The 14,148-nt window shown below is 66.6% G+C and carries 13 protein-coding genes; 9 read left to right on the top strand and 4 right to left on the bottom strand.

What is annotated here, in order from left to right:
* Positions 1 to 6 precede the first annotated feature (6 nt).
* Positions 7 to 555 (bottom strand): 50S ribosomal protein L21, encoded by a 549-nt coding sequence (gene rplU, locus ACIQC9_RS10565; protein ID WP_400615509.1) that lies wholly within the window; start codon positions 553 to 555, stop codon positions 7 to 9.
* A 197-nt stretch (positions 556 to 752) separates the two neighbouring features.
* Between rplU and ACIQC9_RS10560 the strand changes: the two genes are divergently transcribed.
* The 8 genes from ACIQC9_RS10560 (at position 753) to ACIQC9_RS10525 (ending at position 10,752) form a co-directional block, all read left to right on the top strand.
* The gene (locus tag ACIQC9_RS10560; RefSeq protein ID WP_400615507.1) at positions 753 to 2,216 is read left to right on the top strand and encodes an alpha/beta hydrolase; all 1,464 of its coding nucleotides are present in this window, start codon (positions 753 to 755) and stop codon (positions 2,214 to 2,216) included.
* 50 nt (positions 2,217 to 2,266) lie between these two features.
* Positions 2,267 to 2,998 carry a hypothetical protein gene (locus tag ACIQC9_RS10555; RefSeq protein WP_400615505.1) on the top strand — a complete coding sequence of 244 codons (732 nt, stop codon included), beginning with the start codon at positions 2,267 to 2,269 and terminating at the stop codon, positions 2,996 to 2,998.
* A gap of 9 nt (positions 2,999 to 3,007) precedes the next feature.
* Positions 3,008 to 3,967, top strand: coding sequence for a cation diffusion facilitator family transporter (locus ACIQC9_RS10550; RefSeq protein ID WP_400615503.1), 960 nt, complete (start codon positions 3,008 to 3,010; stop codon positions 3,965 to 3,967).
* A gap of 39 nt (positions 3,968 to 4,006) precedes the next feature.
* Positions 4,007 to 5,083 carry a CobW family GTP-binding protein gene (locus tag ACIQC9_RS10545; RefSeq protein WP_400615501.1) on the top strand — a complete coding sequence of 359 codons (1,077 nt, stop codon included), beginning with the start codon at positions 4,007 to 4,009 and terminating at the stop codon, positions 5,081 to 5,083.
* Positions 5,084 to 5,116: 33 nt separating this feature from the next.
* Entirely contained in the window at positions 5,117 to 6,082 is a 966-nt protein-coding gene (locus tag ACIQC9_RS10540) for a WD40 repeat domain-containing protein (protein WP_400615499.1), read from the top strand.
* Between the two features lie 37 nt (positions 6,083 to 6,119).
* A complete protein-coding gene (gene mtgA, locus ACIQC9_RS10535) occupies positions 6,120 to 6,827 on the top strand; it encodes a monofunctional biosynthetic peptidoglycan transglycosylase (protein WP_400615497.1) in 708 nt (235 codons plus the stop codon).
* 75 nt (positions 6,828 to 6,902) lie between these two features.
* Positions 6,903 to 8,747, top strand: a complete 1,845-nt coding sequence (locus ACIQC9_RS10530; protein WP_400615494.1) for a M2 family metallopeptidase — start codon at positions 6,903 to 6,905, stop codon at positions 8,745 to 8,747.
* A 115-nt stretch (positions 8,748 to 8,862) separates the two neighbouring features.
* The gene (locus ACIQC9_RS10525) at positions 8,863 to 10,752 is read left to right on the top strand and encodes a pilus assembly protein TadG-related protein (protein WP_400615492.1); all 1,890 of its coding nucleotides are present in this window, start codon (positions 8,863 to 8,865) and stop codon (positions 10,750 to 10,752) included.
* Between the two features lie 3 nt (positions 10,753 to 10,755).
* On the opposite strand, the gene ACIQC9_RS10520 is transcribed toward ACIQC9_RS10525, so the two are convergent.
* Positions 10,756 to 11,667 (bottom strand): isopenicillin N synthase family dioxygenase, encoded by a 912-nt coding sequence (locus ACIQC9_RS10520; RefSeq protein WP_400617327.1) that lies wholly within the window; start codon positions 11,665 to 11,667, stop codon positions 10,756 to 10,758.
* Positions 11,668 to 11,908: 241 nt separating this feature from the next.
* Between ACIQC9_RS10520 and ACIQC9_RS10515 the strand changes: the two genes are divergently transcribed.
* Positions 11,909 to 12,577: an OmpA family protein gene (locus ACIQC9_RS10515; RefSeq protein ID WP_400615491.1), complete on the top strand. Its 669-nt coding sequence runs from the start codon at positions 11,909 to 11,911 to the stop codon at positions 12,575 to 12,577.
* Between the two features lie 48 nt (positions 12,578 to 12,625).
* Here ACIQC9_RS10515 and ACIQC9_RS10510 read toward each other — a convergent pair whose 3' ends face one another.
* Both ACIQC9_RS10510 and ACIQC9_RS10505 read right to left on the bottom strand, forming a co-directional pair.
* Positions 12,626 to 13,930, bottom strand: a complete 1,305-nt coding sequence (locus tag ACIQC9_RS10510; RefSeq protein ID WP_400615488.1) for a UDP-glucose dehydrogenase family protein — start codon at positions 13,928 to 13,930, stop codon at positions 12,626 to 12,628.
* 124 nt (positions 13,931 to 14,054) lie between these two features.
* Positions 14,055 to 14,148, bottom strand: a 94-nt coding sequence (locus tag ACIQC9_RS10505) for a hypothetical protein (RefSeq protein WP_400615299.1), incomplete at its 5' end; no start/stop codon positions are given.

Below are 14,148 nucleotides of genomic sequence, written 5' to 3'. Positions count from 1 at the left end.
ACTGTCTTACGCTTCGTCGGTCTTGGCGGCCTTGGCCTTGGCGGGGGCCTTTTTGGCCGCCGGAGCCTTGGCTTCGGTCTTCGGAGTTTCAGTCGCGGCTTCAGCCTTCGGGGCCGCAGCCTTCGGAGCCTTGGCCGGCTTGGCTTCGGTCTCGGCGACGCGCGGGGCCAGGCCACGGGCGCGGGCGTTCATTTCGGCCTTGGTCAGAACCTGGGCGGTGCCTTCCCACTTGGCGGTCTCGCCGGCGCCGGCGATGCCGGTGATGCGCAGGACCGATTCCATCTGGCGGTGACCGCGCGTACGGCGATAGCCCTGACGACGGATCTTCTTGAAGATCTTGATCTTCTCGCCCTGACGGGTCTCGACCAGCGTCGCAGCGACCGAAGCGCCGTCGATCAGCGGCGCGCCGAGGGTCACGCCCTTGTCGCCGCCCAGCATCAGCACGCTGTCGAACTTGATGTCGGCGCCGGCGTCGCCGTCGAGCTTCTCGACAACGATCACATCGCCCGGTTGAACCCGGTACTGCTTGCCGCCGGTCTTGATCACCGCGTACATGTTGAAGCCTCAGCGAAAACGCAAAAAGAATAAGCCCGACGGGGGACCCCCTCGGGCGAAGAGCGGCGACATATACGGAAGGGGTCCTCCGAGTCAACGCGGAGGCCCGAAAAATCCGCGCCGCGCCGGGCATTGCGACGCTTGCCAGACGGCCTCGCCGAGCGCCAAGTGCGCGCCGAAACGGAGCCCTGAAGCCGATGTCCCGTCGCCTGATCGCCGCGCTGGCCTTCATACTCGCCCTGACCGGCTTCGTCGCGCCCGTCGCGGCCGGAGAACCGGTGTTCGCCGCCAGGGCCTGCCCGGCCGACTGGCCGACAGATGTCCGGCAAACGGTCTGCGGCACGCTGACGGTGGATGAAGCGCGGGACGGGTCCAGCAATCGCCGCATCGACATCGCGGTGGTGATTCTGAAGGCCAGCCAGCCGTATCGCGACGCCTCCGGTCAGGCGCTGCCGCCGGTCGTGATGTTTCACGGCGGACCGGGCGGCGCGCTCACGCCGGGCGTGGGCGGGACGCTGGCTGCGCTGGCCCGGATGCCGGACCTGCTGGCGGTGGATCAGGATGTCATCTTCTTCGACCAGCGCGGCGGCGGAGCGGACACGCCGTCCATGGACTGTCCGGGCGTGGAACTGACCGACGCCGGCCCGCCGTCGGATGCTGACCGGGACGGGCTGATCGCCTGTCTGAAGGGCTATGAGGCGCAGGGCGTCGATCTGAACCAGTACAACGCCCGCGTCATCGCCGACGACGTCGGCGACATGGCCAAGGCGCTGAACCTGCCGAAGATCGATCTGCGCGGCGGCTCGTACGGTCCCCGGATCGAGGCGGCCGTGATCACGCACCAGCCGCAGATCGTGCGCGCCGCCGTGATGGACTCGCCGTGGCCGCCGGAGGGCAACTGGGCCGTCGGCACCCCGGAGCAGGTGTCGGCGGCCGTTCGGCTGATCCTGTCCAAATGCGCGGCTCAGGCGGACTGCGCCGCCCGGCACCCGAACCTGCAGACCCGGTTCGAGGCCAACGCCCGGCTGTGGCTGGCCGGGCCGCAGACGGGCAAGGACGGCAAGACCTTCAACGTCGACGACCTGTCCGCATTCCTGATGGACACCACCTACGACCGGACCGGAGTGCGGCGCCTGCCGGCCGATCTGGAGAAGGTCATCGCCGGCGACCTGACCCCGGTGGCCGAGATCGCGGCCGACCGGACCTATTATTTCGAAGGCCAGCACATGGCGCACCTCTGCAAGGAGGAGCTGCCGTTCGAATCGAAGGCGCGACTGGCGGCCGGCGCCGCGGGCGATCCGGTGGCCGAAGTGCTCGTTCCCTCCCTGTCGCGCCTGTTCGACGTCTGTGCGGCGGTGGACATCGCAGGCGCGGATCCGGTCGAGAACGCGCCCGTGGTGACCGACATCCCGACACTGTTCGTCGCCGCCGAGATCGATCCCGGCTGCCCGCCGCCCCTGACCGAGGCGGCCGCGCGGACGTATTCGAACAGTCAGGTGGTCATCGTCACCAACGCGACCCACGGCGTGATCAACTCCAGCCCATGCACTGTGGCGATGGCGCGGGACTTTTTGCGTGACCCCTCGAAGCCGGTGGACCGCAGTTGCCTGCCCGCCACGGACACGCCGCTGGCGTTCATTGAAGACGCGTCGGCGAGCTAGAGCACGAAAATAACTCGACTGTTATAAAGTAACAGGCTACAGGGGCCGCGATGTCGCCGCCTGATCTCGCCCCGCCGCTGATGCTGTCCCTGCTGGGCGGAGCCTTCGTCACGGCCTTCCTGCACGCGGCCTTGCCGACCCACTGGCTGCCCTTCGTGCTCGTCGGCCGCGCCCAGCGTTGGCGACTGTCGCAAGTTCTGGGTGCAGTCGCCGCGGCCGGTCTGGCGCACATCGTGGTCACCGCACTGGTGGGCGGCCTGATCGTCATGGCCGGGCTGGCGCTCGACCGTTGGGTCGCGGGGCTGCTGCCGCATCTGGCGGCGGTGCTGCTGTTTCTGTTCGGGGCCTTCTATCTGGCGCGCGCGACCCTGCTTCGGGTCCAGACGGCGGGCGGCCCTTCAATGGATACACCGGAGCCAAGGGTGTCGGACGCCGCCGCCTTCTGGGGGCTGGTGGCCATGCTGGCGGTGTCGCCGGGCGAGGTGCTGCTGCCGCTCTATCTGGCGCAGGCGACGGAGGGGCTGATCGTGCTGGCGCTGATGACGCTGGCCTTCCTGCTGGGCACGATCGCGGGGATGTCGGCCTTCACCCTGCTGGCCAACGCCGGCTATTCCGCCCTGCGGCTGGAGCGGTGGGCACGATACGAGAGCATGGTGCTGGGCGTCGCCCTGATCGGCATCGGCCTGCTGGTCGCCTCGCACAGCCATGCGGAAGCGCGCGTCGGGCACGCAGACCCGCCGCCCGCCGTCTCGGCGCTTCCCCACGCGGGTCACGACCACTAGGCTCGTTCCATGGCGCACGCCCACGGCCACGATCACGACCACCACGCCCATGACCACCATGGTCATGACCACGGCCATTCGCACGGCGTGGGCGGTCATCACCATGGGCCGGTGGACACCGGCGACTGGCGCTATGCGGTCGGGCTGATCATCAACCTGCTGTTCGTTGGGATCGAGTTCGGGGCCGGGGTCTGGTCGAACTCGACCGCCCTGATGGCCGACGCCGGCCATAACCTGTCCGACGTGCTGGGCCTCGCCATGGCGGGCGGTGCGGCATGGCTGGCGCGGCGCGCGGCGTCGCAGAGCAAGACCTACGGCTATGGCAAGGCGACCGTTCTGGCGGCGCTGGGCAACGCCCTGCTGCTGATCTTCGCCTGCGGAGCCATCGCCTTCGAGGCCGTCCGGCGACTGGCCGAGCCCGCGCCGGTGGAGTCCGGCCTGATCATGATCGTTGCCGGCATCGGCTTCGTCATCAATCTGGGCACGGCCCTGCTGTTCATGCGCGACCAGCATTCAGACCTGAACGCCAAGGGCGCCTATCTGCACATGATGGCCGACGCGGCCGTGTCGATCGGGGTGGTGATCGCGGGCGGCCTGATCTGGCTGACGGGATGGTCGCTCATCGACCCGGTGGTCAGCCTCGGCATCGTCGTGGTGATCCTCGTCGGGACGTGGGGGCTGCTGAAGGACTCGGTCAATCTCGCGCTGGACGCCGCGCCGCGTGGCGTGAACGTGGCCGCGGTGCGCGACGCCTTTCTCGCCCTGCCCGGCGTGACCGCGGTGCATGACCTCCACGTCTGGGGCCTGTCGACCACCGAGACCGCGCTGACCGCCCACATCGTGCATCAACGGCCGGATGCGGGGGCCTTGCTGATCGAGGCACAGCTGCTGGCGCGCCAGACCTTCAGCATCGGTCACACGACCCTGCAGCTCGAGAGCGGCGTTCTGCCGGACTGTCCGGACTGCTAGGCCCTTCCCAAGCGGCGCATCGCCCTCCATCTAGCGGCCATGTCAGATAAAACCCCTGTCACCGTCCTCACCGGCTACCTCGGCGCCGGCAAGACCACCCTGCTGAACCGCATCCTCACCGAGGACCACGGCAAGCGCTACGCCGTCATCGTCAACGAGTTCGGCGAGATCGGCATCGACAACGATCTGGTGGTCGGCGCCGACGAGGACGTGTTCGAAATGAACAACGGCTGTGTCTGCTGCACGGTGCGCGGCGACCTGATCCGGGTGGTCAACGGCCTGATGAAGCGTCAACGCCCGGGCAAGCCCGCGTTCGACGCCATTATCGTCGAGACGACGGGTCTGGCCGATCCCGGCCCGGTGGCCCAGACCTTCTTCGTCGACGACGAGGTCAAGGCGAAGACCTTCCTCGACAGCGTCACCGCCCTTGTCGACGCCAAGCACGTGATGGCGCGGCTGGACGACTCGAAGGAGGCGCGCGAGCAGGTCGCCTTCGCCGACCGCATCATCCTCAACAAGACCGATCTGGTGTCGGAAGACGATCTGGCGGCCGTCGAGACGCGCCTGCGCGGGCTGAACCCGCTGGCCCCCATCGTGCGCGCCGAGCGGGCCAACGTGCCGCTGGATCAGGTGCTGGGCCAGCACGGCTTCGATCTGGACCGGATCACCGAGGTTCGCCCGGACTTCATCAACCCCCCGCATGGCGCCGAGGGCCACGTCCACGACGACCACTGCGGCCATGACCATCATCATGACCACGACCACGACCATGATCACGGGCACGACCACCATCACGGACCTCGCGGTCACGACCACGGCGACGACATCCGGGGCATAGCCCTGTCGCTGGATCGCCCGCTGGATGGTCAGCGGTTCACCCAGTGGCTGGACAAGCTGCTGGGCGAGCAGGGCCAGAACATTCTGCGCGCCAAGGGCATCATCGACGTTCAGGGCGAGGACCGCCGGCTGGTCTTCCAGGCCGTGCACATGATCCTCGAGGGCGACCTGCAGAAGCCGTGGGGCGACAAGGAGCGGCGCTGGTCGCGCGCGGTCTTCATCGGCCGTGATCTGGACGAGGCCGCGCTGAAGGCAGGCTTCGAGGCCTGCGCGGCCTAGCCTCGCGCCCCCGGATCGGCCAAAGAGCGGCCCATGCAAAAGACCTTCGACGCCCAGGTGACCGCGGCCCTGTTCGACAAGACGGGCGCCGTCTTTGCGCTGGGCGACGGCTCGGTGCGCTTCGCCTCAGGCGAATATAACGAGGCGCACGACGGCGCGGTGCTGTGCGCGGTGGTTCACCCGTCCGGCGACGGCGTGGTCACCGGCGGCGACGATGGTCAGGTGATCTGGCACCGCCGGGGCGAGGCGGGGCTGCTGGCCCGGTCGGCCAAGGGGGCATGGGTCGACGCCATCGACGCCTCTGCTGAAAGCGGGCTGATCGCCTTCTCCGCCGGCCGCACCCTGTCGGTGATCGACGCAAAAGACGCCGCCTTCCGCCGCGATTTCCAGCACGAGCGGACGGTGTCGGGCGTGGCGTTCGATCCCAAAGGCCGGCGTATCGCCTGTTCGACATACGGCGGCGCGGCCCTTTGGTTTGCGCGGATCGCGGAGCAAAAGCCGGCGATGCTGAAGTGGGCGGGGTCGCACATCGCCGTGACCTTCTCGCCGGACGGCGCCTTCGTCGTCACCGCCATGCAGGACAACCAGCTGCACGGCTGGCGCATCAAGGATCAGAAGAACATGCGCATGGGCGGCTATCCGTCCAAGGTGAGGGCCATGAGCTTCCTGTCGAACGGCCAGCTTCTGGCGACGGCCGGCGCGCAGGGCGCGGTGCTGTGGCCTTTCGCCGGCGCCAACGGCCCGATGGGGCGCGAGGCGATCGAGATCGGCTATGACGAGGGCAGCACGATCACGCTGGTGGCCAGCCGGGCGAAACACGGCCTGCTGGCGTCGGGCCTGAGCGATGGGCGTGTCTGGGTCGCCGATCCGGCGGGGCAGGGGCTGCGGTTCCTGAAGTCCGACCGCGGCCCGGCGATCACCGCCCTGGCCATGAGCCCTGATGCGGACGCCGTCGCCTGGGCCGATGAGGATGGGCAGGCCGGCGTGGTCGCGCTCTAGACTTGCGTCGAACGGCAAGGCTGGGTCACATCCGCCGATGAGTGAAGCCAAGCGCAAGCCTCGCTGGAGCCGGCGGATCGTGAACCTGCTGGCGACCGTGTTCCTTGCGGTCGCGGCCATCGTGATCGCCTATCGCTTCGTGCCGCCGCCCGCCACGATCCTGATGGTCAGCCGTGCGCCGGTGGACGGGATCGACTACCGCTGGCGGTCGCTGAACGACATCTCGCCCAATCTGGTCCGCGCCGCGATCGCCGCCGAGGACGCCCGGTTCTGTCTGCACAAGGGCTTCGACGTCGAGGCGATCCAGAAGGCGATGGAGCACAACGAACGGGTCGAGGCGCGTGGGCGGGGCCGGATGCGGGGCGCGTCGACGATCACCCAGCAGACGGCCAAGAACGTCTTCCTGTGGTCGGGCCGCGACTGGATCCGCAAGGGTCTGGAGACCGCCTTCACCCCGGTGATCGAGGTCGCCTGGGGCAAGCGCCGGATCATGGAGATGTATCTTAACGTCGCCGAGTTCGGACCCGGCGTGTACGGCGCCGAGGCGGGTGCGCGACACTGGTTTGGCAAGTCGGCGCGCGAGCTCACGCCCCGCGAGGCGGCCCGGATGGCGGCCATCCTGCCCTCGCCCAGACGATACAGCGCGGGCTCGCCCGGTCCCTATGTGCGCCGCCGGGCGTCACGCATTCAGGCGGCGATGGGCACGGTGCGACAGTCCGGTCTGGATGACTGCGTTACGCGCTGAGACGCCGCTTGACGGCCGCACTTCGCTGGCCTCCTGTGCGCGCAACCAGCGGCGGGAGGCCGCGAGGAGACATCCATGAAGCGTACCCTGATGACGGCCGCCGCCGTCTGCGCCCTTGCCATTATGACCGGCGCGGCCACGACCCAGACCGCCGCCCCCGTCGCGGCCGCGACCTCTGAGTTCCCCGTCAGCGTCGAGGGCGCGACCGCCTTCGTCGCTGATGCAGAAACGAAGCTGGCGGCCCTGAGCGAGGAGGCCGCGCGCATCCAGTGGACGCGGGCCACCAACATCACCTTCGACACCATGTGGCTGGAAAGCCGGGTCAACGCCCGCCAGACCGAACTGCAGGTCCAGCTGGCCAACGGCGCGGCCCGTTTCAACGAGGTTCAGGTTCCCGCCGAGGTGCGGCGCAAGCTGAACCTGCTGCGTCTGGGCATCGTCCTGCCCGCGCCGAACCGGCCCGGCGCGGCCGGCGAACTGGCCGAGATCACCACCCGTCTGGACTCGACCTATGCGACCGGGAAGTTCGAATACAAGGGCCAGCAGATCACGCTGGACGAGGCCAATGTCCTGCTGGCCGACAGCCGCGACCCGGCGGAGACCAAAGCCCTGTACGAAGGCTGGCGCACCATCTCTCCGGTCATGGCCGCCGATTACGCCCGCATGGTCGAGATCGCCAACGAGGGCAGCCGCGAACTGGGCTTCGAGGACACCGGCGCCATGTGGCGGGCCGGCTATGATATGGAGCCCGACGCCTTCGCCGCCGAGACGGACCGTCTGTGGGAACAGGTGAAGCCCTTCTACGAGAACCTGCACTGCTATGTGCGCAGCCGCCTGAACGCGAAGTACGGCGACGCTGTGCAGCCCGACACCGGCCCGATCCGCGCCGATCTGCTGGGCAACATGTGGTCGCAGCAGTGGGGCAACATCTATGATGTCGTCGCGCCGGCCACGGGCGGGGCGTCCAGCTATGACCTGACCAACCTGCTGACCTCGCAGCAGTACGACGCGCAGAAAATGGTCAAAACGGGCGAGAATTTCTACGTCTCTATGGGCTTGGATCCGCTGCCCCAGACCTTCTGGGAGCGGTCGCAGATCACCCGTCCGCGCGACCGCGAGGTGGTGTGCCACGCCTCGGCCTGGGACCTCGACAATGCCGAGGACATCCGCATCAAGATGTGCACCCAGGTGAACGCGGACGACTTCTACACCGTCCACCACGAACTGGGTCACAACTACTATCAGCGCGCCTACAAGGATCAGCCGTTCCTGTTCAAGAACGGGGCGAATGACGGCTTCCACGAGGCGATCGGCGACTTCGTCGGCCTGTCGGCCCTGACGCCGACCTATCTGAACCAGATCGGCCTGCTGCAGACCACGCCGGGCGAGGACGAGGACATCCCGTTCCTGCTCAAGATGGCGCTCGACAAGATCGCCTTCATGCCGTTCGGCCTGATGGTCGACCGCTGGCGCTGGGGCGTGTTCGACGGGGAGACGACGCCGGCCCAGTACAACGCTGCCTGGTCCGCCAACATGCTGAAGTATCAGGGGCTGGTCCCGCCGGGCGAGCGTCCGGACAACGCCTTCGATCCGGGCGCAAAGTACCATATCCCGGGCAACACGCCGTACACCCGCTACTTTCTGGCTGGCATCTACCAGTTCCAGTTCCATCGCGCCGCCTGCAAACAGGCCGGTTGGACCGGGCCACTGCACCGCTGTTCGGTCTATGGAAACAAGGAGGTCGGCGAGCGCTTCGACCGCATGCTGCAGATGGGCCAGTCGCAGCCTTGGCCCGAGGCGATGAAGGCCTTCACCGGCGAGAACGGCAACGACGCCTCGGCCATCACCGACTACTTCCAGCCCCTGAACGTCTGGCTGACCCGCCAGAACCGCGGCAAGAGCTGCGGTTGGGGCAGCTGACGGAACGCCGTTCTGGTTAACCTTCGACGTTGGCGCTTCTCTTAACCGAGAGGCGCCATTTTCGGCCGGATGACCTTGGGCGACCTGCGCCCGGGGCGAGCCGAGATGCGTCGACATGGGGCTGATTAACTGGGTTTCGGGGTTCGCCCGACGCGCGGCCGGAGACAAGCGCGGCAACGTGGCGATGATGCTCGGTCTGATCATGCCTGTGCTGGTCTTGATGACCTTCGGCGGCATCGACATCCACCGCATCGCGACCGTCCGCGTTCACCTGCAGGACGCCCTCGATGCTGCGGCGCTGACCGCGGCGCGCTCCCCGTACAAGACAGATGCGGATTTGAAGCGGGTCGGCTGGGCGGCTTTGAAGGCCAACCTCGCCGCTGACCCGAACATCACGCTTTCGGCCAACGATGTGACCTTTACGCTCGCGAACGACACCCGCGTCATCGCGAACGCGCAGGTACAGGTGAAGACTATCGCGGCCCACATCTTCCTGCCGCCATACGGTGAATTCTTCGACGAGTTCATGCCCGTGAAAAGCCGCTCAGAGGTCACGCGCGCCTCCAAGAACATCGAAGTCGCTCTCGTGCTCGACGTGACAGGTTCGATGGCCGGCAGTCGGATTACCGCGCTGAAAGAGGCGGCAACCAATCTGATCAACATTGTCGTGCAGCCCGCAGACAAGCAGCAGCCATATTACTCGAAGGCCGCGATAGTCCCGTATTCGATCGGCGTCGAGACGGGCCAATACGCTAACGCGCTACGTGGTGTGCTCAAAGGGCCGACGAACATTTCCAACGCCCAATGGGCCGCTGCAGCATCGACGACCATCAGCAAGGTTGAGCGGACCAGCCCAACCAAAATCACATCGAACGGCCATGGCCTGGTCACGGGCGACTACGTCTGGATCACGGGCGTGAACAATGTCACCAGCGTGAACAACAAGGCGTATCAGGTCACCCGGACCAACGCGAACGAGTTCACGATTCCCGTGAGCACGACTGGCTCGTCCAACGGGACAACAGGGACAGTCCGTAAGTGCATCCGCAGCGACTGCACGGTGATCGTTACGTCGAACAATCATGGCCTGATCAATAACGAGTATGTTGGCATCTCGGGAATCGGTGGGATGACGACCCTCAATGCCGACTGGCAGGTTGAGTGGTTAAGCAATAACACCTTCCGTGTGCCGCTTGCTGGTCCAGCCGGTACATATTCGAATGGCTCGGGTGCAGCCCAGTGTGGCTTTGACGGTTGCGAAATCCGCATCTTCAAGAACGCCAGCGGCACAGTCCGTCGGGCAAGCGAAACGACAACCTGTATCACCGACCGGGCGGGCGGCGCTGCCTACAGCGACGCCGCGCCCGGCGCCGGGGCTTGGCTGGGACGCCTGTACCGTACATGGGCTGACGATTGTCCGGCCCGCGCGATTACGCCGTTGTCCGACCGTCGCGCTGATCTCGTCGCCGAAATCGGTCGGCTTCAGGCGACTGGATCGACCGCGGGCCAGATTGGCTTCGGGATGGGCTGGTATATGATATCCGACCGGTTCAACAACGTCTGGCCGACGGAGAGCCGGGCCGCCGCCTACGACCCGGGCAAGACCCTGAAAGCTATCATCTTGATGACGGACGGGGAGTTCAACACGACCTACTGTCAGAGCGTCCTGGCCAACGATGCGAACTACGACAGCAATACGAACCAGATCAACTGCAACGCCACCAACGGCAACCCTTTCGCCCAGACCGCGAGGCTCTGTGATGAGGTGAAAAAGGTCCGCAAGGCGGGCGACGGGCAGGACGGAACCCCTGCGGTGATCATCTACACCGTGGGCCTGAGCGTCAGCACTTCGAGAGGCGGCGCCGGCATCGACACCGCACGGGAGGTGCTTGAATATTGCGCCAGCACGCCGGATCGGGCGAAGTTCGCTTCCAACAGCACTCAGCTGAAGGACGCGTTCGCCGAGTTCGCCCGCGACATCACTCGCCTTCGTATCGCCGCCTGACGCTCAGATCAGGCGGATTTCCTTCAGCCGCTCGGTCAGGAAATCCTCGGCCATGATCGCCTTTCCGGCGTAGCGGTCGGGGTTCTCCGGCGTCACGGTCGAGGGCAGGCTCTCGATCACGAAGTCCGGGTTGAAGTGCAGGAAGAACGGCGTCGAGTAGCGGGCGAAGCTGGCCCGGTCCGGCGTCGGATTGATCACCCGGTGGCTGGTGGACGGCAGCACATGGTTGGTCAGCCGCTGCAGCATGTCGCCGATGTTGACCACCAGCGCCCCCGGCGGCGGTGCGACCTCCAGCCACTCTCCGTCGGCGTCCTTCAGTTGCAGGCCCCGCTCCTCGGCGCCCAGCAACAGGGTGATCACGTTGATGTCCTCGTGAGCGCCAGCTCGCACGCCCGAGGCGCCGGCCGGCACCGGCGGATAGTGCAGCATGCGCAGGATCGAATTGCCCAGCTGGACCTTGTCCTCGAAGAAGTCATCGCCGAGCTCGAGGTAGCGGGCGATGGCGCGCAGGATCTTGGCGCCCAGCTGATCCATGGCGCTGAACATGCCGTACAGATGCGTCCGGAAGCCCTCGACCTCGGTCGGCCAGACATTGTCACGCATGTATTTGCGATAGGGATGGCCCTCGGGCAGCTCGCGACCGACGTGCCAGAATTCCTTCAGGTCGACAGTGGCCGCGCCCTTGGCTGCCTCGACGCCGAAGGGGGTCAGGCCCCGCGCGCCGCCCGTTCCGGGCTGGTGATACTGGCGTTTCACATCCTCAGGCAGGGCGAAGAAGGCCTTTGCGTCGTCGATAGCGGCTTCGATGACGGTCTCGTCCAGCCCATGATCCGCGATCACCGCAAAGCCGTACCGCTTGAACGACGCGCCCAGCTTTTCGGCGAAGGCCTGAAAGTCGGTGTCGTAGAGTTTCATCGATACTGGTTCGATGGAACGGCCGGACTGGGCGGTGGCGGAAGTCAGGGTCTCGGTCACTTGGGCCTCGAAGGAAATGTCGCGTTCCCCATACGCCCTAAGCTCCGACCTTGGCAAAGCAGAGGCCGAGGATAGCGCGGTCCGATATCGCCGGTCGTTCATTCGCGGTACAGGCTGGAACCTTGACTGTAAGGGTCGCGTTTCAGCGTTCACCAACCGTCGAGTCTCGAAAGGACCTTCCATGCGCGCCAAACTCATTCTGACCGGCGTCAGCATCGCCGCCCTGCTGGGCGCCTGCACGACCACCGATCCCTACAGTTCGACGCCCCGGCGCAACAACACCGGCACGGGCGTGATCGCCGGTGCGGTGGGCGGCGCCTTGCTGGGCTATCTGACCAATACCTCCAACTCCGAACAGGGCCGTCGCAACGCCCTGATCGGCGCTGGCATCGGCGCGCTGGGCGGTGCCGCGGTCGGCTCCTACATGGACCGCCAGCAGCGCGAGCTGGAAGCCGAACTCAGCGGCTCGGGCGTCGGGGTCGCGCGTCAGGGCGACAATCTTGTCCTGCGCATGCCGTCGGACGTGACCTTCGCGTCCAACCAGTCCAGCATCAACAACCGCTTCTACGCGACCCTCGACGACGTGGCGGCCGTCCTTAACCGCTACGACCAGTCCGTCGTCGACATCGTGGGTCACGCCGATTCCGACGGCGCCGACGACTACAATCTGAACCTGTCGCGTCAGCGCGCGTCGTCGGTGGCCCAGTATCTGGTCAGCCGCAACGTCCTGGCCGACCGTCTGTACGTCGATGGTATGGGCGAAAGCGCCCCGATCGCGACGAACGCCACGGCTGAGGGCAAGGCCCAGAATCGCCGGGTCGAGATCCTGATCCGTCCGTTCCGGGGCTGATCCGGACGAAGTGGCTGAAGAGGGCGGGGCCGGCGGCTTCGCCCTTTTCTACGCCCGCCCGATCGAGGCGTACCTGAACCCTCGGGCGCGCATGTCGTCGGGGCGGTACACGTTTCGCAGGTCGACCATGACCGGTTGTTTGAGCAGCAGTTTCACCCGGTCGAGGTCCAGCGCCCGGAACTGGTCCCATTCCGTCAGGATCACGACGACGTCGGCGCCCGTCACAGCCTCGTAAGGCCCGTCCTTGAACTGAACGCCCTCCAGAAGCTTGCCAGCCTCATGCATGCCTTCGGGATCATAGGCTTGCACCACGGCCCCAGCCGCGATCAGGGCCGGGACTACGTCGAGCGACGGCGCATCGCGCATGTCGTCGGTATTGGGCTTGAACGTCAGGCCCAGCAGGGCGACCGTCTTGCCGTTCAGGTCGCCGTCCAGCGCTGCGCCGACGCGTTTCGCCATGGCCTTCTTGCGCGTGTCGTTGACCTCGACGGTGGTCTCGATCAGTCGCACCGGGCTGCCCGCGTCGGTCGCCGTGCGGACGAGGGCCAGCGTGTCCTTGGGGAAGCAACTGCCGCCGTAACCCGGGCCGGCATGCAGGAACTTCGCCCCGATCCGGTTGTCCAGACCGATGCCGCGCGCCACCTGCTGGACGTCCGCGCCCACCGCCTCGCACAGGTCCGCCATCTCGTTGATGAAGGTGATCTTCATCGCCAGAAAGGCGTTGGCGGCGTACTTGATCAACTCGGATGTGCGCCGGCCGGTGAACAGGATCGGCGTTTCGTTGAGGTTCAGCGGGCGATAGAGTTCACGCATGACCGTTTGCGCGCGTTCTTCGTCGGTCCCGACGACAACGCGATCGGGTCGCTTGAAATCCTCGATGGCCGCGCCCTCGCGCAGGAACTCCGGGTTCGAGACGACGGCGAACTCCGCGTCCGGCCGCTTCTCGCGCACGATGCGTTCGATCTCGTCGCCAGTCCCGACCGGAACCGTCGACTTGGTGACGATGACCGTGAAGCCTTCGATCAGGCCGGCGATCTCTTCCGCCGCGGCATGGACGTAGGACAGGTCTGCATGGCCGTCGCCACGGCGCGACGGCGTGCCCACGGCGATGAAGACGGCGTCGGCGGCGCGGATGGCCTCGGCGCCGTCCAGCGCGAAGGACAGCCGACCCGCACGGACGTTCGAGGCCACCAGATCGTCCAGTCCGGGCTCGAAGATCGGGATCTCGCCCTTCTCCAGCCGCTCGATCTTCGACGGGTCCTTGTCGACGCAGGTCACCTCATGGCCGAAGTCGGCGAAACAGGCCCCCGAGACCAGGCCCACATATCCCGTTCCGATCATCGCCACGCGCATGCGCAAAGCCCTTCATTGCCGTGGGCGGGAGATAGCGAGCCGTCGCGGCCCGCGCAAAGCAAAACCGCCGGCCCCTCTCGGGACCGGCGGCTCTGTACTCGATACTGTCGGCTTCGACTTCTTCTTAGAAGTTGATGCCGATGGTGGCGCGACGGTTCAGAGGCTCGCGAACGCCGTCGGCGGTCGGGCGGGCCAGGGCGGTTTCACCCTTGCCGTCC

Origin of the sequence: Brevundimonas sp. NPDC092305 (genome assembly GCF_044755415.1) — a bacterium.
Classification (GTDB): Bacteria; Pseudomonadota; Alphaproteobacteria; order Caulobacterales; family Caulobacteraceae; genus Brevundimonas.
Note: the sequence above shows the minus strand (reverse complement) of the source record. Positions and strands in the feature narration are given on the sequence as shown.

What these genes read in the sequence shown, in the direction of transcription:
- ACIQC9_RS10550 (WP_400615503.1), top strand. Translation starts at nt 3,008, where the DNA reads ATGGCGCACGCCCACGGCCACGATCACGACCACCACGCCCATGACCAC.
- ACIQC9_RS10560 (WP_400615507.1), top strand. Translation starts at nt 753, where the DNA reads ATGTCCCGTCGCCTGATCGCCGCGCTGGCCTTCATACTCGCCCTGACC.
- ACIQC9_RS10520 (WP_400617327.1), bottom strand. Translation starts at nt 11,667, where the DNA reads ATGAAACTCTACGACACCGACTTTCAGGCCTTCGCCGAAAAGCTGGGC.
- ACIQC9_RS10540 (WP_400615499.1), top strand. Translation starts at nt 5,117, where the DNA reads ATGCAAAAGACCTTCGACGCCCAGGTGACCGCGGCCCTGTTCGACAAG.
- ACIQC9_RS10525 (WP_400615492.1), top strand. Translation starts at nt 8,863, where the DNA reads ATGGGGCTGATTAACTGGGTTTCGGGGTTCGCCCGACGCGCGGCCGGA.
- ACIQC9_RS10530 (WP_400615494.1), top strand. Translation starts at nt 6,903, where the DNA reads ATGAAGCGTACCCTGATGACGGCCGCCGCCGTCTGCGCCCTTGCCATT.
- ACIQC9_RS10545 (WP_400615501.1), top strand. Translation starts at nt 4,007, where the DNA reads ATGTCAGATAAAACCCCTGTCACCGTCCTCACCGGCTACCTCGGCGCC.
- ACIQC9_RS10555 (WP_400615505.1), top strand. Translation starts at nt 2,267, where the DNA reads ATGTCGCCGCCTGATCTCGCCCCGCCGCTGATGCTGTCCCTGCTGGGC.
- ACIQC9_RS10515 (WP_400615491.1), top strand. Translation starts at nt 11,909, where the DNA reads ATGCGCGCCAAACTCATTCTGACCGGCGTCAGCATCGCCGCCCTGCTG.
- ACIQC9_RS10510 (WP_400615488.1), bottom strand. Translation starts at nt 13,930, where the DNA reads ATGCGCGTGGCGATGATCGGAACGGGATATGTGGGCCTGGTCTCGGGG.
- mtgA (WP_400615497.1), top strand. Translation starts at nt 6,120, where the DNA reads ATGAGTGAAGCCAAGCGCAAGCCTCGCTGGAGCCGGCGGATCGTGAAC.
- rplU (WP_400615509.1), bottom strand. Translation starts at nt 555, where the DNA reads ATGTACGCGGTGATCAAGACCGGCGGCAAGCAGTACCGGGTTCAACCG.